Source organism: Bradyrhizobium sp. STM 3562 (assembly GCF_045571435.1).
Classification (GTDB): Bacteria; Pseudomonadota; Alphaproteobacteria; order Rhizobiales; family Xanthobacteraceae; genus Bradyrhizobium.
In genome coordinates this window covers 6,637,053-6,654,905 of the sequence record NZ_CP120694.1, presented here as the reverse complement: position 1 = coordinate 6,654,905, position 17,853 = coordinate 6,637,053, and the positions used below count along the sequence as shown (strand labels likewise).

At 64.3% G+C, this 17,853-nt stretch carries 15 protein-coding genes; 6 read left to right on the top strand and 9 right to left on the bottom strand.

Translation table 11 applies throughout. From position 1 onward, the window contains the following. Positions 1–13: 13 nt before the first annotated feature. Genes P6U23_RS30620 through P6U23_RS30610 form a run of 3 tightly spaced genes read left to right on the top strand, consistent with a single transcriptional unit; the run spans position 14 to position 3,748 of the window. A complete protein-coding gene (locus P6U23_RS30620; protein WP_407176106.1) occupies positions 14–742 on the top strand; it encodes a gluconate 2-dehydrogenase subunit 3 family protein in 729 nt (242 codons plus the stop codon). Between the two features lie 8 nt (positions 743–750). Beyond that, complete coding sequence (locus P6U23_RS30615; protein WP_407176105.1) at positions 751–2,529, top strand: GMC family oxidoreductase; 1,779 nt, start codon at positions 751–753, stop codon at positions 2,527–2,529. After that, positions 2,522–3,748: a c-type cytochrome gene (locus P6U23_RS30610; protein ID WP_407176104.1), complete on the top strand. Its 1,227-nt coding sequence runs from the start codon at positions 2,522–2,524 to the stop codon at positions 3,746–3,748. The genes P6U23_RS30615 and P6U23_RS30610 overlap by 8 nt, the downstream gene beginning before the upstream one ends. A 61-nt stretch (positions 3,749–3,809) precedes the next feature. On the opposite strand, the gene P6U23_RS30605 is transcribed toward P6U23_RS30610, so the two are convergent. Beyond that, the gene (locus tag P6U23_RS30605; RefSeq protein ID WP_407176103.1) at positions 3,810–5,597 is read right to left on the bottom strand and encodes a thiamine pyrophosphate-requiring protein; all 1,788 of its coding nucleotides are present in this window, start codon (positions 5,595–5,597) and stop codon (positions 3,810–3,812) included. 174 nt (positions 5,598–5,771) lie between these two features. On the opposite strand from P6U23_RS30605, the gene P6U23_RS30600 reads away from it, so the two are divergent. Next, positions 5,772–6,944: an HlyD family secretion protein gene (locus tag P6U23_RS30600; RefSeq protein ID WP_407176102.1), complete on the top strand. Its 1,173-nt coding sequence runs from the start codon at positions 5,772–5,774 to the stop codon at positions 6,942–6,944. Then, positions 6,941–8,560, top strand: coding sequence for a DHA2 family efflux MFS transporter permease subunit (locus P6U23_RS30595; protein WP_407176101.1), 1,620 nt, complete (start codon positions 6,941–6,943; stop codon positions 8,558–8,560). The genes P6U23_RS30600 and P6U23_RS30595 overlap by 4 nt, the downstream gene beginning before the upstream one ends. Before the next feature lie 144 nt (positions 8,561–8,704). Here P6U23_RS30595 and P6U23_RS30590 read toward each other — a convergent pair whose 3' ends face one another. The 4 genes from P6U23_RS30590 to P6U23_RS30575 form a co-directional block, all read right to left on the bottom strand. Continuing rightward, a complete protein-coding gene (locus tag P6U23_RS30590; RefSeq protein WP_407176100.1) occupies positions 8,705–9,145 on the bottom strand; it encodes a hypothetical protein in 441 nt (146 codons plus the stop codon). A 99-nt stretch (positions 9,146–9,244) separates the two neighbouring features. Further along, a complete protein-coding gene (locus tag P6U23_RS30585; protein WP_407176099.1) occupies positions 9,245–9,697 on the bottom strand; it encodes an Hsp20 family protein in 453 nt (150 codons plus the stop codon). Between the two features lie 246 nt (positions 9,698–9,943). Continuing rightward, positions 9,944–11,569 (bottom strand): DHA2 family efflux MFS transporter permease subunit, encoded by a 1,626-nt coding sequence (locus P6U23_RS30580; RefSeq protein ID WP_407176098.1) that lies wholly within the window; start codon positions 11,567–11,569, stop codon positions 9,944–9,946. 4 nt (positions 11,570–11,573) lie between these two features. Next, positions 11,574–12,806 (bottom strand): HlyD family secretion protein, encoded by a 1,233-nt coding sequence (locus P6U23_RS30575; RefSeq protein ID WP_407176097.1) that lies wholly within the window; start codon positions 12,804–12,806, stop codon positions 11,574–11,576. A gap of 101 nt (positions 12,807–12,907) precedes the next feature. Here P6U23_RS30575 and P6U23_RS30570 point away from each other — a divergent pair, with 101 nt between their 5' ends. Continuing rightward, positions 12,908–13,612 carry a TetR/AcrR family transcriptional regulator gene (locus P6U23_RS30570; protein ID WP_407176096.1) on the top strand — a complete coding sequence of 235 codons (705 nt, stop codon included), beginning with the start codon at positions 12,908–12,910 and terminating at the stop codon, positions 13,610–13,612. Between the two features lie 175 nt (positions 13,613–13,787). Here the strand turns inward: P6U23_RS30570 and P6U23_RS30565 are convergent, their stop codons facing one another. Genes P6U23_RS30565 through P6U23_RS30550 form a run of 4 tightly spaced genes read right to left on the bottom strand, consistent with a single transcriptional unit; the run spans position 13,788 to position 17,764 of the window. Further along, entirely contained in the window at positions 13,788–14,429 is a 642-nt protein-coding gene (locus P6U23_RS30565; RefSeq protein ID WP_407176095.1) for an aspartate/glutamate racemase family protein, read from the bottom strand. Between the two features lie 54 nt (positions 14,430–14,483). Further along, complete coding sequence (locus P6U23_RS30560) at positions 14,484–15,500, bottom strand: amino acid ABC transporter substrate-binding protein (protein WP_407176094.1); 1,017 nt, start codon at positions 15,498–15,500, stop codon at positions 14,484–14,486. A gap of 24 nt (positions 15,501–15,524) precedes the next feature. Next, a complete protein-coding gene (locus tag P6U23_RS30555; protein ID WP_407176093.1) occupies positions 15,525–16,874 on the bottom strand; it encodes an aspartate aminotransferase family protein in 1,350 nt (449 codons plus the stop codon). A gap of 2 nt (positions 16,875–16,876) precedes the next feature. Next, positions 16,877–17,764 carry a MurR/RpiR family transcriptional regulator gene (locus tag P6U23_RS30550; RefSeq protein WP_407176092.1) on the bottom strand — a complete coding sequence of 296 codons (888 nt, stop codon included), beginning with the start codon at positions 17,762–17,764 and terminating at the stop codon, positions 16,877–16,879. Positions 17,765–17,853 lie beyond the last annotated feature (89 nt).

Sequence of the window (17,853 nt, the reverse complement as noted above, 5' to 3'; positions counted from 1 at the left end):
ATAGGGCCGCCGCATGATCCATCGCCGCAAATTCCTGGTCTCGACAGCGATTTGGCTTGCCGGAACGTCGCTGACGCGCGCGACCATCATCAGCACTGACATGCCTTGGGAGCCTTTCCCGTCATCGGCACCGCACATGGAACGGCCGGGCCCGTGGCAATTCTTTACCGCGGACGAGGCGAAGGCGATGGAAGCGATCGTCGATCGCATCATTCCGCCCGATCCGGAGACGCCTGGTGGAAAAGACGCGGGATGCGCGGTCTTCATCGACCGGCAATTGAAGGGACCGTATGGATCGTCCGAAGGGCTCTACATGCGCGGGCCCTTCGTCAAGGGCACGAAAGAGCAGGGCCCGCAGTCCTCGCTGACGCCCGCCGAACTGTACCGCAAGGGATTGGCCGCGCTCGACGCGTATTGCAGGACCAACCGCGGCGGCAAGGCATTTGCGGACCTTTCCAGCGACGAGCAGGATGATGTCCTGAAGCAAATCGAAGCCGGCAAGATCAAGTTCGAGGAGGTCGATGCGGAGGGCTTCTTCAGCGCGCTTCTGCAAAATGTTCCCGAAGGGTTTTTCTCCGATCCGATCCATGGCGGCAATCGCGACATGGTCGGCTGGAAGATGATTGGATTTCCCGGAATTCGTTACGATTACCGTGATTGGGTCAACCGCCACAACGAGCGCTATCCTTATCCGCCCGTCAGCATCGGCGGGCGAAGCGACTGGACTCCACGCAAAGGCTGAATGCTGCAATGGCCCGCAAGCTGCCGGCAAAGGACGTGGCAATCATAGGACTCGGCTGGACCGGGTCCATCATGGCCTACGAACTCGCCGATGCGGGGCTCGAGGTGGTCGCGATCGAGCGCGGTCCATGGCGCAACACGCCGACCGATTTCCCACCCAACTTCGCGCCCGACGAACTGCGCTACAGGATTCGCCACGAGCTCTTCCTGCGTCCCGAGCAGACCACGTTCACGTTTCGCAACAAGATGAATCAGACGGCGCTGCCGATCCGCACCTGGGGCGCGTTCATGCCGCCCAACGGCGTCGGAGGCGGTGGCGTGCATTGGAACGCCGAAACCTGGCGGTTCCTGCCGTCCGACTTCGAGCTGCGCACGCATCTGACTCAGCGCTATGGCGCAGGCTTTCTGCCTGAGGATATGACCATTCAGGATTGGGGCGTCACTTACGACGAGATCGAGCCCTATTACGACCGCTTCGAATATCTTTGTGGCACATCGGGGCAGGCCGGCAATATCAAGGGCAAGATCATCGACGGCGGCAATCCTTTTGAGGGCCCGCGCTCGCGCCCCTATCCCACGCCGGCCCAGGATCAGCCGTTCAGCCACACGCTCTTCGCCAAGGCGGCGCGTGATCTCGGCTATAAGCCGTTTCCGCAGCCCTCGGGAAATCTGTCCCGACCCTATCAAAATCCGCTCGGCGTCCGGCTTGGCCCGTGCACCTTCTGCGGCTTCTGCGAATGGTTCGGCTGCGGCAATTATTCCAAGGCATCGCCCCAGACGACGATCCTGCCGGCGCTGCTGCGCAAGCCGACCTTTTCGGCGCGCGACAACAGCGAGGTCACGCGCATCAACCTCGATAGCACCGGCAAGCGCGCCACCGGCGTCACCTTCGTCGATGCCGAGGGCAACGAATGGGAGCAGCCGGCCGATCTCGTCATTCTCTCGGCCTATACGATCTTCAACGTCCAACTCTTGCTGCTCTCGGGCATCGGCAAGCCCTACGATCCTGTCGCCAACACCGGCGTGATCGGGCGTAATTTCTCTCACCAGACGATCTCGAGCGTCGACAGCTTCTTCGAGCCCGGCAAGTTCATCTTCAACCCCTTCATCGCATCCGGCGCGATCGGGATGTGTATCGACGAGTTCAACGGCGACAATTTCGATCACGGGCCGCACGGCTTCGTCGGCGGCGCTTACATGGGCCAGGTGCAGACCAACGGCCGCCCTATCGAGACCACGCCGGTGCCGCCGGGCACGCCGCGCTGGGGGGCTGCGTGGAAGAAGGCGGTCAAGGAAAATTACCTGAGCGCGCTGAAGCCGGGCACCGGCGTGCATGGCAGCATGTATAGCTATCGCGACGTCTACATGGATCTCGATCCCACCTACAAGGATCGCTTCGGCCGGCCGCTGGCGCGCATCACGATGGATTTCCATGACAACGAGATCAAGCAGAACGCCTTCCTGACCGATAAATTTGCGGAAATCTTCCAGGCGATGGGCGCCAAGCAGGTGGTCAAGCACTATCGCAAGGGTCCTTACGACGTCACGCAATATCAAACGACCCATCTGTGCGGCGGTGCCGTCATGGGCACCGATCGCAACACCAGCGCCATCAACCGCTATCTGCAGTGCTGGGATGTGCCAAACCTGTTCGTGACCGGCGCCAGCGGTTTCCCGCAAAACGCCGGCTACAATCCGACCGGCACGCTCGCGGCACTTGCCTTCTGGGCGGCGAATGCCGTTCGCACCCACTATCTGAAAAATCCCGGGCAGTTGATCAATGCGTAAGCGGTCGACGATTGCGATCGCCTTGTTTGCGCTGACCGCAACTGTCGGCGCGAGCCGCAGCGCCAGCCTGCAGGATTTTGCTGAGATCGAGCGCGGCCGCTATCTCGCCAATGCGGCGGATTGCGCCAGTTGTCACACCGTTCCAGGCAGCAATCAGCCTTTTGCCGGTGGACGGCCGATTGAGACGCCGTTCGGCAATCTGGTTTCCCCGAACATCACGCCGGACCGCGACACAGGCATCGGCACCTGGACCGACGAGGAATTCGACGCCGCAGTGCGGGGAGGGCGGCAGCGCGGTGGGGCGCGGCTCTACCCCGCAATGCCGTTTCCCTACTACAGCCGCATGTCGCGCGAGGACGTGAAAGCTATCCGCGCCTATCTCAGCACGGTCCCGCCGGTCCACAATGCGGTAACATCGGACACACTGCCGTTCCCGTTCGATCTGCGCTCCTCCATGATCGTGTGGGACCGGCTCTATTTCAAACCCGGCGAGTTCCGCCCCGACCCTTCGAAATCGGCGGAGTGGAATCGCGGCGCCTATCTCGTGGAAGGACCGGCGCATTGCGGGGCTTGTCATACGCCGAAGACTCTGCTCGGCGGAGACAAGAGTTCGGACGCGCTGCGCGGTTACACCTTGCAGGGCTGGGTCGCCCCCGACATCACCAGCGGACAGGGGCCGCTCGGCGATTGGTCGGTCGATGACATCGCCGAATATCTGAAAACCGGCCATAACAAATACGCCGCCGCCGCCGGCCTGATGGCGGAGGTCGTTCAGCTCTCGACTTCGAACATGACCGAGGAGGACGTGCGCGCGATGGCGGTGTATCTGAAGGACATTCAGGGCGCGGCGTCTCCGGGGCCGGGCTCGGTCGACCAGAACGTGCTCACCGCGGGCGGCGCGATCTTCCAGGATCTCTGCGCGGCCTGCCATCGCCAGGACGGCCAGGGAATCCCGCACCTGTTTCCGAGGCTCTCGGATGCCGCCACCGTTGCGACGCCGGATCCCACCACGGTGTTGCGTGTGATCCTGCAGGGAACACCAACCGTCGCCACCGACCGCGAACCGACCGGACCCGGCATGCCGGCCTTCGGCTGGCAGCTTGACGACGAGCAGGTCGCGGCGGTTGCGACCTACGTGCGCAGTCATTTCGCTCACGCGCCCGCGGTCACCGCAGAGCAGGTGCGGAAGATGCGCGCAACGCTTGCAAAAACGGAATGAAGAGACGAGATGACCGGCACTTTCGCGCCGGTCATCTCCAGCTTCCCTACTGCTTCTCGCTTCACTTTTTGCCGGGCAATACCGATTCAAGCACCTGTCGCGCGGTCCCCTTGATGACGCTTGCCTCGTTCGGGTCGCCCTTCAGCAACGCGGTCGAGAATGCCTTCGCCTGCTCGAACTTGATGTGCGGCGGCAGCGGCGGCACTTCCGGATCGGTCTTGACTTCGAGAACCACCGGAGCGTCGCTTGCCAGCGCCTGCTGCCAGGCCGAGGCGAGCGAGTCGGGATTGTCGACGTAGATGCCGCGCAGTCCGATCATCTCGGCAAAGCGCGAATAAGGAACATTCGGGATCGTCTGCGATGCCTCGAACTTGGGGTCGCCGTTCATGACCCGCTGCTCCCAGGTGACCTGGTTGAGATCTTCATTGTTGAAGACGCAGACGATCCAGCGGCGATCCGGCCAGTCGCGCCAGTATTTGGCCACCGTGATCAGCTCGGCCATGTTGTTCATCTGCATGGCGCCATCGCCGACGAGCGCGATCACGGGGCGGTCGGGATTGGCGAACTTGGCGGCGATCGCGTAAGGAACGGCCGCGCCCATCGAGGCGAGCCCGCCGGAGAGCGACGCCTTCATGCCGCGCCGCATTTTCAGGTCGCGGGCGTACCAGTTCGCGCATGAGCCGGAGTCGCTGGTGATGACCGCGCGGTCCGGGAGCAGCGGCGACAATTCCCAGGCCACACGCTGCGGATTGACCGGGTTGGCAGGCTGCTTCGCGCGTTCCTCGAGCGTCTTCCACCAGTCCTTGAGGCCGGCTTCGATGCCGTCGCGCCAGCCACGGTCGGATTTCTGCTTCAGTCGCGGCAACAGCGCGCGCAGGGTTTCCGCGGTGTCGCCGACGAGTCCCACTTCCATGGGGTAGCGGATCGACAGCATGCCGGCATCGATGTCGATCTGCACGCCGCGGGCCTGGCCTTCCTTCGGCAGGAATTCCGAATAGGGGAATCCGGAGCCGATCATCAGCAGCGTGTCGCATTCGGTCATCAGCTTCCAGCTCGGCTCGGTTCCGAGCAGGCCGATGGAGCCGGTGACCCAGGGCAGATCGTCCGGCAGCACTGCCTTGCCCAGCAGCGCCTTGGCGCAACCGGCGGCGAGGCAATCGGCAACCGCGATGACTTCGTCGGTGGCGCCAAGGGCGCCGGCGCCGACCAGCATGGCAACCTTCTTGCCTGCGTTGAGGACATCGGCGGCGCGGTCGAGATCGTCGTCGCTCGGCCTGATCTTCGGCATGCTGTAGCCGATGCCTGACCGCAATGTGCCATGTGCACGAGGCGGATCGCTGTAGGTCTCGTCCTGGAGGTCGTTGGGCAGCACGACGGCGGTCGGGGCACGGCGCGCGAGCGCGATGCGTGCGGCGCGATCGATCAGGTGGCGGACCTGGGCGGGAGAGGCGGCCTGCTCGACATAGGCACCTGCGACGTCCTTGAACATCGAGCAGAGGTCGAGCTCCTGCTGATATTGTCCGCCCAGCGCATTGCGCGCCTGTTGTCCGACGATGGCGAGCACCGGCTGGTGATCCAGCAGCGCGTCGTAGAGACCGGTGATGAGGTGAGACGCACCCGGCCCCGACGTTGCGATGCAGACGCCGAGCCGTCCGGTGAATTTCGCGTAAGCGGAGGCCATGAAGGCGGCCATTTCCTCGTGGCGGGTCTGAATGAAACGGATCTTGCCGTTGGCGCGATTGAGCGCGCCGAACACGCCATTGATGCCGTCACCGGGATAACCAAACATGTGCCGCACGCCCCATTCGTGCAGCCGTTGAACAAGAAAGTCGCCGACGGTCTGAGACATTGTGTGAGCTCGCTTTGCAGGGATGACAGCGGCTCAACGACGGCTTTGGAAGGCAGTTCCGTCACCATTTCGATCAATCGTCCGCCTCTGCGGGAACCATGTTTCGCAGTTGCAATTAGGCCCTGAGGGGTTGAGGTGCAGGGATGCCATCAACCACTGCCCGAGGTGATGGAATTGGACGCGCACGCAAAAGAGCGTGGGCCATCGGCGGAAAGGCCGGAGCAGCTTGAGCGCCGTTCCGATCAGGCGCCCGCGCGAGAACAGAATCGAAAAACAGGCGCCGGCGCGCATGATGCGGGCGACAAGGCGCCGCCTTCGCTGCGCGACCGGTTGCGCGAGCACTGGATGGCCGTATCCGTCGCGGCTATTCTGTTCCTGACCGCGCTGATTGGCGGCACCGCCTATTGGCTCGAGGTGCGCAACTACGAGTCGACCGACGACGCCTTCATCGCCGCGCGGAGCTTTTCGGTCGCGCCGAAGGTCGGCGGCTACGTCACCGCTGTCCCCGTGACCGACAACCAGCATGTCAATGCCGGTGACCTGCTGGCCCGGATCGACGATCGCGACTACAAGAACGCGCTCGACCAGAGCCAAGCGCAGGTCGCGGTGGCCCAAGCCAACATCGACAATATCCAGGCGCAGATCGACAGCCAGCGCGAGCAGATCAACCAGGCCAAGGCCCAGCTCGATCAGGCCCAGGCGCAACTGCAATTCGCGCAGCAGGAGGAGAACCGCGCGCTGGACCTGGTGAAAAAGGGTGCCGGCACCGTGCAGCGCGAGCAGCAGACGCGGTCCGACCTGCAGTCGCAGCAGGCCAACACCGCGCGCGCCAAGGCCGGCTTGATCGCGGCCGAACTCGGTATCAAGACGCTTCAAGCACAGCTCGAAAGTGCACGCGCCAACCTGCAGCAGGCGCAGGCCCAGCTCGATCAGGCGAAGCTCAACCTTCAATATACCGAGGTCAAGGCGGCCCAGTCCGGGCGTGTCGTGAGGCTCACCGGCGCGGTCGGAACTTTTGCCACCGCGGGACAGAGCCTGATGATGTTCGTGCCGGACGATGTCTGGATCGTCGCGAACTATAAGGAGACGCAGCTCAGAGACATGCGCCCGGGCCAGCCGGTCGAGTTCACCATCGACGCTTATCCGAACCGCAAGCTGACCGGTCATGTGGATTCGGTGCAGCCCGGCTCCGGCACCGCCTTCAGCCTGCTGCCCGCCGAAAACGCCACTGGCAACTACGTCAAGGTGGTGCAGCGCGTGCCGGTGAAGATCGTCGTCGATCAATGGCCGAGCGACGTGGCGATCGGGCCCGGCATGTCGGTCGTGCCCTGGACCAAAGTGCGATGACGGACCTTGCAGAAGGCGGCGGTGCATCACGCGGCTGGTCGCCGGAGCGTTCGGCGGCCGGTGGACACAATCCGTATCTGATCGCCTTCGTCGTCTCGATCGCGACCTTCATGGAGGTGCTCGATACGACGATCGCCAATGTCGCGCTGCGCTACATCGCCGGCGGGTTGGCGGTCGGTCTCGACGAAAGCACCTACATCGTGACCAGCTATCTCGTCGCCAACGCGATCGTGTTGTCGATCTCGGGCTGGCTTTCGACCGTGATCGGCCGCAAGCGCTTCTACATGATCTGCGTTGCGACCTTCGCCTTCGCCTCGCTGTTGTGCGGCTTCGCCTGGAGCCTGGAGGCGCTGGTGCTGTTCCGCATTCTGCAGGGACTTGGCGGTGGCGGCATGGCGACCAGCGAGCAGGCGATCCTCGCCGATTCCTTCCCGCCGGAGAAACGTGGCCAGGCATTCGCGATCTATGGCATCGCCGTGGTGGTTGCGCCGGTGATCGGCCCGACGCTGGGCGGCTGGATCAGCGACACCTATTCCTGGCATTGGGTGTTCCTGATCAACGTGCCGATGGGCGTGATCTCGCTGTTTCTGGTCGGAACACTCGTCAGCGAGCCGTCGGGCGCGGAGGAGGAGCGCAGAGAGCTGCTGAAGAACGGCCTGCGCGTCGACTATGTCGGTTTTCTGTTGATCGCGGCCGGGCTCGGCTCGCTCGAATTCGTGCTCGACGAAGGCCAGCGCAATGACTGGTTCGGATCGAGCATGATCCTGGGCTTCGCGCTGACGTCGGCGTTCTGCCTCGTCACGTTTGTCGTCTGGGAGCTGATCCACGACGATCCCATCGTCGACATCCGTCTGTTGGGCCAGCGCCAGTTCGGCTGCTGCTTCCTGCTCATGCTCGGCACCGGTGCGATCGTCATCGCCACGACGCAGATCCTGCCGCAATTCCTGCAGACGGACATGGGTTACACGGCGATGCTGGCGGGGCTGGCCTTGTCGCCGGGCGGTCTGGTGACGATGGTCATGATGCCGATCACCGGACAGTTGATCGGAATGGTGCAGCCGAAATATCTGATCATGGCCGGTGCAACGATCGCGGCGCTTTCGATGTGGCACCTCACCGGGCTCACCGGCGACGTCTCCTACGGTTATGCCGCGATGGCGCGCATCTATCTGGCGGTCGGCCTTCCCCTGCTGTTTCTGCCGGTCACGACCGCCTCTTACGAGGGCATGCCGCCGGAGAAGACCAACCAGGCGTCGGCGCTGATCAACGTCGCGCGCAATCTCGGCGGTTCAATGGGCGTTGCGCTCGCGCAAACGCTGTTTGCGCAGCGCCAGCAATTCCACCAGAGCCGGCTGGTCGAGCATCTCGCGCCGTCCGACATCGGCTATCAACAGACGGTCGATGCAATGACGCGCTTCTTTGAGGCACAAGGGTCGAACGCCTCGGATGCGGCCGGCCAGGCGGTCGCCTGGGTCGGCCAGACCCTGCAGCACCAGATCGATCTGTTGGCCTATATCGACGTGTTCTGGGCGCTCGCCATGGTGGGCGTCGCGATGATTCCGACCGCGCTGATCCTCAGGCGGGTCGACCCGGCCGCTGCGAGGGCGGCGCACTAAAGCGCGATGGGATTAGGTTGAAGCGCCATCGCGCTTTAGATCGTTGCTTGAGCATGATCTTTTCGGAAAACCGCTTCCCACTTTTCCGGATCATGCTCGAGGAGCGCGCTGCCGCGACTGCACCGTCTTCCGGGCCTGTCTTTTTCAGCTCTGCAGCTCTTCGGCGAGCCGCTGCTCGACGAACCGACGCTCGTGGTCGGTGAGACGCGTGCGGAGCAACTTGCGGTACCGCCTGACGTTGGCCTCCCGGCTCCAGCGCGCCCGGTTGAACGCGAGCGGCGGAAGCGACCGCAGACGGATGTCGGTTGCGCGCGAGGCGTCGGATCGCGCCTCATCTCCCCCATCGAGCTGTCTCAGCGCGGAGAGAATCTCGCCAAGACGCATTTGCCGTGCGATGCCCGGAATCTTGCGCAGCGCGGGTTGGGATTCCACGGCATACATGTCGGAAGCCCACGACGAGAGGATGGCCCGTTTCTCAGGGGCCGAAAGCTCGGGATCGAGCAGGACCTCCGAGGGTGAGTCGTAGTGGGATACAGAATGAAACAGAGCATCAAGACCGTGGGATGCGCGTTCAGCCTGGCTCATGTCGAAATTCCTCGCTGCTCCTTTCTCGAAAATCGGTTACTGGAGGGAGACGGCCGGATTGCCGTCTCCCTCCAAGCTGGCTGATTGCCCGAAGCCGCTCTAGGCGGCCTTCTTCTGCTCGATTTGCTGGGCAGGCGCGCCGTCGCCGATCGGGATACGGCGGGGCTTCATTGCCTCGGGGATCTCGCGGAAGAGTTCGACACGGAGGAGGCCGTTGTCGAACGACGCGCCTTTCACCTGGACATAATCCGCGAGGTTGAATTGCCGCTTGAACGGCCGGGCCGAAATGCCCTGATAGAGATATTCGTGCTGCTCCTTGTCGGCCTTGCGGCCCTCCACCGTCAGCACATTCTGCTCCGCCGTGATGGCGATCTCATCCGGGTTGAAACCGGCGAGCGCGAGCGAAATCTGGTAGCGATCCTCGCCAAGCCGCTCGATATTGTAGGGCGGATAGTTGTCCTCGGTCGCCCGCTGGGTGTCGTCGAGGAGATCGAACAGGCGGTCGAAGCCGATGGTCGAACGCCACAGGGGAGCGAAGTCGTAGGTCCTCATAACCATGTCCTCCTAAGAGCAAAATGGATACGAAGGGGCGTCGGAGACCTGGCCGGCGCCCGCTTGGCTCGCCGGACCCGAAATTGGCGCCCGGCACCGCTGCTCGGCGGCGAAAATCCACTTAGAAGCAAGGCTCCCGCTTTCAAGAGGGGGCACGAAAAAAATCTAGGATGGCGTAAGACGGGTTAAGTCTGCGAGGGGCGCCGACCCGCCGCCGATCCCCGCGTGCGGTCCGGCCGCCGCGCCTCAATGCCCGCCGCCGGCCGCCGCGCCCTTCGGCTTCCCGGTCAAGAGGATGGCAATGCCGGCGAGGACCAGCACGATCCCGATGACCGCAAAAGTGTCACTGAAGCCCATCACCATGGCCTGGCGCTTTACGATCTTGCCGAGCGCGATGATCGCCTGGTGATGCGCGCCGGCGGCGTCGGTCACGCCGTGAGCCATGAAATAATCGGTCAGCCGCGCGATGCGCTCGCGCACCTCGTCACGTCCGAGGTCGACGGCCTGGCCGATGATGTTGGAATGAAACTGCTCGCGCTTGGTGACGATAGTGGAGAGCAGGGCGGTGCCGATCGCGCCGCCAAGGTTGCGCATCATGTTGGAGATACCCGAGGCCGCGGCGGCGTCCTGCGGCGCCACGCTGCCGAGCGAGATGGCGCTCAAGGGCGCCAGCGTCAGCGCCTGGCCGACCGCGCGCACGATATTGGGGGCGAAGAGCTGGTCGCCGGAATAGTCGAGCGACATCGCCGTGTTCATGAAGGAGCTGAGCGCGAAGATGCCAAGGCCCGCGAAGGCGATATAGCGGATGTCGATCCGTTGCATCAGTCTTGGCACCAGCGGGATCAGGATGAGCTGCGGCAGCCCGGTCCAGGCTAGCACATTGCCGATCTGCTCGGCATTGTAGCCCTGCACCTGTCCGAGATACGCCGGCAGCAGATACACCGAGCCGAACAGGGCGAAGCCGAGGAAGACGGCGGCGATGGTGCCCAGCCCGAAGCTGCGCTGCGTCAGCAGCCGCAGGCGAACCAGAGGCTTTTCGACCAGGAGCTCGTTGACGATGAAAAGCGAGAGGCCGATTGCGGCGACAATCGCCAGCTTCACGATGAAGGGCGAGCCGAACCAATCGTCCTTGTTGCCTTCCTCCAGCACGGACTGCAATGCGGCAAGTCCGACCGCCATGGTGGCAATGCCGAACCAGTCGCCCTCGCGGAGCAGGCCGAGCTGCAGCGGCTGTTGCTCGAGTGTGACATAGAGCATCGTGACCATCACGGCCGTCGGCACCACGTTGACGAAGAAGATGGCCTGCCAGCCGTAGTTCTCGGTGAGGTAGCCGCCGATGGTCGGGCCGATCGCTGGCGCGAAGGTCACGGCCAGCGAGAACATCGCGAGCCCGATCGGCTGCTGCGGCTTCGGTAGCTTGGTGAACACAAGCGTGAACGCCATTGGGATCAGCACGCCACCGAAGAAACCTTGCAGTGCGCGCATCGCGATCATCGAGGGCAGGTCATGGGTGAAGGCACAGGCGACGGAGAAGGCCGCAAACAGGCTCGCGAATGAGATGATGATGTTGCGGAAGGAAAACACCCGGCTGAGATAGTCGGTGAGCGGTATCACCACGATTTCGCCGATCAGGTATGACGTGGAAATCCACGAGCCGTTGTCGACGCCCGTCCCGATGCCGCCCTCGATGTTGAGCAGAGAGGCATTGGTGATCTGGATGTTCAGGATGGCCATGAACGCTCCGATCATGGCGGCAAGGATCGAGATCCAGACGGTGGCGCTGGCGCGCGCCGGTGACGGCGTGACCTGCGCGGAGGCGTTGCGGATCGCGGCACCCGCCGGCGTCGAGGTGGAGAGCGCAAGGTCTGACATGACATCACCTTTGCGAGGCGAGCAGCGCGACGCTGGGTTCGGCGCTCCGATGCTGCGGAACGTCGCGAGTGTCCGCCTTGGTCTGGATGGTGGGGATCACCGACATGCCAGGCCGCAGCTCAACATCCGGGCTGTCGAGTGCGATCTTCACGGGTATGCGCTGCACCACTTTGGTGAAATTGCCGGTGGCGTTGTCCGGCGGCAGCAGGGCGAACTCCTGGCCGCTCGCCGGAGCAAGGCTGTCGACATGCCCGTGGACGATCCTGCCCGGAAACATGTCGACCTCGATATCGACCCGCTGTCCTCGATGCACGTCGGTGAGCTGGGTCTCCTTGTAGTTTGCGATCACGTAGGCGCCGCTCGAGGGGACCAGCGACATCAATTGCGTCCCGGCCTGGACGAACTGGCCGGTGCGCAAGGTGCGATTTCCGGCGACGCCGTCGATCGGCGCCACGATGGTGGTGTAGGAGAGATTGAGTTCGGCCTGCTGCCGAAGCGCAGTGGCGCGGGCCGCCGCAGCGACGGCTTGCGCGATCTCCGCCTTGAGCAACTCCTGCTGCTTGATCGCGGATGCGAGATTCGCCCTGTCGCGCGCGATGGCTGCGACCGCGCTCGCGTCGCGCGATTGCGCTGCTTGCGCATTTTGCAGGCTGCCGAAACCGGTGGCGGCAAGGTCGGTGTAGCGTTTGTTCTCCTGCTTCGCGAACGTCTCCGCCGCGGTGTCGACGTCCAGCGTTGCCCTGGCCGCTTCAATGACGGCCCCCTGCACGTCGAGCTGGGCCTGCTTGCTCGCGACCGCGGCTTGCGCCGCCGCGACGTCGGCCTTGGCCTGGTCGAGCGCCACCTTGAAGTCGCGATCGTCGATCCGCGCCAGCACCTGGCCGGTTTTCACATGCTCGTTATCGCCGACCAGAACCGCGCTGAGATAGCCGGAGACCTTGGGCGCGATGGTGGTGTTGTCCGCCTTCACATAGGCGTCGTCGGTCGAAACCTCGAAACGGCCCACGGTCCAGTAGTCCCAGCCATACCACGATGCCCCGGCAAGCAGCGCGACCGCGGTTCCGATCATCAGCAGCCGGCGAAACGCGCCCGCTTTCGCGGTCTTGGCCGCCAGAGGAACCGCTTCCTTGGCAGGAGAGGAAGAGGGCACCAGCTCCTGGACAGTTCCAGCCGGGAGCTGGCGTTCGGCCTCGAAAGTCGTGGACTGCAGGCTCATGGCGACCTCGTTCTTGTTCATCCTCTTGCCCCGACACCCGGATCGGGTGTCGCCAGGCCGGATGTGAAATTAGGAAACTTGACGTTTTCCAAAATAGATCGCATATTGCTTCTGTCAATGGAATGACAGTCATCATCCAAAAGCATGGCTCGAAGGGCATGACGACCAGGACGCCGAAAGTGCAGAGCGAGGGGGAAGTCTCGGAGGTGCGCCGCGGCCGGCCGCAGGCCCGATCGGACGAGGAGACGCGCGCACTCATTCTGGATGCGGCGCGCGGCGAGTTCGCTTCAAACGGTTACGCGGCAACGAGCATGGATAGCGTGGCGCGGCGTGCCAGGGTGTCAACGAAAACGCTCTACCGCTTGATTCCGAACAAAGCGGCGCTGTTCGAGGCGATGATTACCGATCGCATCGACCGGTTCGCCTCCGTCGTGCGCTTGCGCGCCTGCGATGGGACCGACATTGAGGCCGCCTTGTGCGAGGCGCTTCTGGTTTGCGGCGAGTTGATCCTCGATGCCGACGTGATTGCGCTTCAGCGGATGATCCTGGGAGAGAGCGACAAGTTTCCGGATGTCGCGGAGACATTTTATCACAAGGCGATCAAGCGTACCGAAAGCACGCTCGCCTCATGGCTGCGGGCGCAGCACAAGCGCGGCCTCGTCGCGGTCGATGATGCGGACGCAGCCGCCGGCATGTTGCTCGGCATGCTCGCCTTCCAGCCGCAACGCGCGGTGATGTTCGGCCACGCGCCGCCGCCGGGCCGCGAGGACATCATGCGGCGCGCGCAGGCTTGCGCCATACTGTTTCTGCGAGGGTACGCGCACTGAGTCATCAGCCAAGCTGAGCGAATCGGGGAGCGTCCAGCCTCTCCGCCGTCATTGCGAGCGAAGCGAAGCAATCCAGACTTTCTCCGCGGATATAGTCTGGATTTCTTCGTTGCTTTCGCTCCTCGCAATGACGGGTCGGGTTTAGCGCGCTCGCGCGCTCGGAGCGGTGACTGCGCTAGATGCGCTCAGCCGTAAGCAATCGCTTCAGCTTCTCGACCGCGCTGTCCGGCGTCGTCAGCACCGGCCGGCCCGTGGCTTCCGCAACCAGCGGGGCCGCGGGCGCCATGCTGTATTGGGCGAGCGCGATCACATCGCAGCCGCGCAGATCTATCGCGGCTTCCGCGACCAGGCGATCGTGTTGCTCGCGCTCGCCCCGATCGAGCGCGGCCAGCGCGCCTGCGGCGAGCTTCGGCACGATCTCCACGGAAGCCGGGAATTCGCGCGGCATCGACGCCAGCGTCGGCGCAAAGGTCGAGAGCAGGCCGATCTTGCGGCCTTTTCCGATAGCCTGCTCGATCATGGCCTCATTCGGCTTGAGTACCGGCATCGGCGCATGCGCGCGGGCCACCGCCTCGATGCACGGGCCGAAGGCCGAGCAGGTAAACAGGATCGCGTCGGCGCCGGTCCCGGCCACGTAGCGGCCGAGCGTGAGAAAGCGTTCGGTCATGCGATCGGTCAGCCGGCCCTCCTGCGCCAGATCGGCCGACAGGCTGTCGTCGAGCAGGTTCATCAGCCGCGCCTGTGGCCAAAGTCTTGCGAAGGCGGCCGCGATCGGCGCGGGCGAATGCTTTAAGGCATGAATGAGGGCGATGCGCATTGGATCCGTCTCAAGCTGGCGCGGCGGCAACAACCGGCGCCACGCCAGCTCCTGTTACTTGAACGGAAGGGCGTACATCAAGCCGCCCTTGCTCCAGAGCGCGTTGAGGCCGCGCTCGAGCTTCAGCGGACCTTGCTGGCCGACATTGCGCTCGAAGATCTCGCCGTAATTGCCGCCGGCCTTGATCGCCAGCAGCAACCATTTGTTGTCGAGCCCGAGCCGCGAGCCCAGATCGCCCGATGTGCCCAGCAGGCGCTGGATCGCCGGCGAAGCGCTCGACTTCGCCATCTCCTCGGCATTGGCCTGGGTCACGCCGAGCTCTTCCGCCTCGATCAGCCCGTAGTGCAGCCAGGTGATGATGTCGCTCCACACCTCATCGCCGTTGCGCGTGAACGGTCCGAGCGGCTCCTTGCTGATGGTTTGCGGCAGCACGATATAGTCGGCCGCATTCGGGGCGGCGGTAGCGACTGCGCCGGCCAGTGCGGAAGCGTCCTGGGTCATGGCATCGCAGCGGCCGCCGAAGAAGGTCTGGTACATGGTGTCGACACGGTCGAACACCAGCGGCTTCCAGTCGATATTGTTGGCACGACCATAGTCGCCGAGCGTCACCTCGTGCGTGGTGCCCTGCGCAACGCAGACCGTGGCGCCGTTGAGCGCCCTGATGTCCTTCACGCCGGCGTCCTTGCGGACCACAAATCCCTGACCGTCGTAGAAATTGATCGGACCCTGCCGCAGGCCGAGCGTCGTTCCGCGCAAGTATGTCTGGGTCGAATTGCGGTAGAGCACGTCGATCTCGCCCGATTGCAGGGCGGTAAAGCGGTTCTGCGCGGTCAGCGCGACATAGCGGACCTTGTTGGGGTCGCCGAGCACGCCCGAGGCCAACGCCCGACAATAATCAACGTCGAGCCCCCTAAAATTGCCCTGCGAGTCCGGTGCGGAGAAGCCGGCAAAGCCGGTGCTCACGCCGCACACCAGCGTGCCGCGTTGTTTGACCGCATCCAGCGTCGCAGCCGATGCCGCGTAGGTCGGCGCGGCGAGCAGGCCGAGAGCGATAAGCACTGTTCCCTTCATTGGCGTCTCCCCTCAAGCGATTGATTATTGATTGATGCTTTGCAATGCCGTGTCGACGGCGGCCCCGAGGCGGTCGACGATTATGTCGATGTCGTCGTGCGTCGCAATGTAGGGCGGTGCCAGCAGCACGTGATCGCCGCTGCGGCCGTCCACGGTCCCGCCGCCCGGATAGCAGGCAAGTCCTTCCGCGAGTGCGGCCGCCTTGATCTTCTGGTGCAGCTTGAGCGCGGGATCGAACGGCGCCTTTGTTGCGCGATCGGCCACCAGCTCGATGGCCTGGAACAGGCCGCGGCCGCGGATATCTCCGACATGGCGGTGGTTGCCGAAGCGTTCGGTCAGGCGCCGTTCAAGCTGCTTGCCGCGCTCTCTGACCTGATCCAGCAGGTTTTCGTCGTGGATGACGCGCTGCACTTCGAGCGCCGCCGCGCAGGCGAGCGGATGCGCCAGATAGGTGTGACCATGCTGGAACGCGCCGGAGCCTTGGCGGATCGTCTCGACGAGCTCGCCGCGCGCGAGCATCGCGCCGATTGGCTGGTAGCCGCCGCCGAGTCCCTTGGCGATTGCCTGAATGTCGGGCGCGACGCCTTCCTGCTCCCAGGCATGCGTCGTGCCGGTGCGGCCCATGCCGCACATCACTTCATCCAGGACAAGGAGCGCACCATGACGGTCGCAGATCTCGCGGACGCGCCGAAAATAGCCCTCCGGCGCCGGCACGCAGCCGGCGGTGGCGCCGACGACCGGCTCGGCGATGAAGGCAGCCACCGTCTCAGGTCCGAGCCGCTGGAATTCGGCTTCGAGCTCGGCCGCGAGACGTGCGACAAAATCAGCATCCGTCTCGCTGTCGCGCCGCTCGTGATAGGCGAAGGCCGGCGTTACGTGGCTGAATGCGGACGACAACAGCGGTGCATAGGGTTCGCGACGCCAGGCATTGCCTCCTGCGGCGAGCGCGCCCAACGTATTGCCGTGATAGCTCTGTCGACGCGCGATGAAGTGGCGCCGCTGCGCCTCGCCGCGCTCGATGAAATATTGCCGCGCCAGCTTGATGCCGGCCTCGATCGCTTCCGACCCGCCGCTGACGAAATAGGCGCAAGCGAGGCCGCCGGGCTCGTGGCCGACGAGAAGATCGGCCAATTCCTCCGCGGGCTCGGAGGAGAAGAACGCGGTGTGTGCATAGGCGAGCTTTGAAGCCTGCCGCGCGATCGCGTCGAGCACGCGCGGATGCTGATGACCCAGGCACGAAACAGCCGCGCCGCCCGAGGCATCGAGAACCCGTCGGCCATCCCTGGCGATCAGCCAGGCGCCCTCGCCGCCGATCGCTAGCGGCGGGGTTTCGCGCAGGCTTCGGTGCAGCACGCGGCTGTTGCGAGCGGCCATGGTCAACCTTTCTCCGCGACATATTGCGAGGTCGCGGCAAGGCGCACCTCGGTCTCCCGAAGGCGCTTTCGTGTGCTTGCCCCGCCGAGCGAAAACGTCACCGCCGCAAGCGATTGCGCAATTGCGATGGCGCCGGTGAGGCTGGGAAAAAATCCGGGCGAAGCGGCGGCCTCGTAGAGCAGGACATGATCGGCGCCTTCCGTCATCGGTGCGGCGGGCGAATCCGCAATCGCGATCAGCGTGGCGCCGGCACCATGCGCGGCGCGCGCGGACAATACGCTGGCGCGAGAGTAGGGCGCAAAGCCGATCACCACGACGGCCTCGCCAGCATGAAACGCGCCGAGGTCGAGATCCTCCGGCCCCGAACCGCCGACCAATTGCACCCTGTCCGGGCGAAACAGCCGCAGCTCATAATTGAGCAGTTCCGCAACGCTGCGACAGCTTCGGAAGCCGGCGATCCAGATGCGCCTGGCTGCGTGCAGCGCCTTGGCCGCGTCTGCAATCGAAACGGCCGAGATGCGCGCGAGGCCTGCCGCTTCGGCTTCGAGCTTCGCATTGATCAGTGCGACGTCGGAATCGGGGCCGTAGCGGCGCCCCTTGGCGCGGCCCGAGAACGGCGAGGCTTGCGACGGCCGCCGCGCCTCGGTCAGCGCGGCGCGAAGCTGGTCCCACCCCGAATAGCCCAGCGCCTTGGCGAGTCGCGTGAAGGCGGCGGGATCGGCGCCGGCCTCCGCCGCGAGATCGCGCATCGAGCGGGTGGTGGCGTCGTAATCGTTGGCGGCGACGAACCGTCCGACCTCCTGCAGCCGCAGCGGGAGCGAGGGCAATGCGCTGCAGAGTTCGCTCAGCGGCGAGGGGCGTGAGGGCTGGGATTTCAGCAGGCCGATCATGAAACATTTGTTGCATGATTGCGGGAACGGTGCAACATATGATGCGCGCCGCAAGCGCATGGCCGGAAATCGCTGCTTCAAGAGGATTC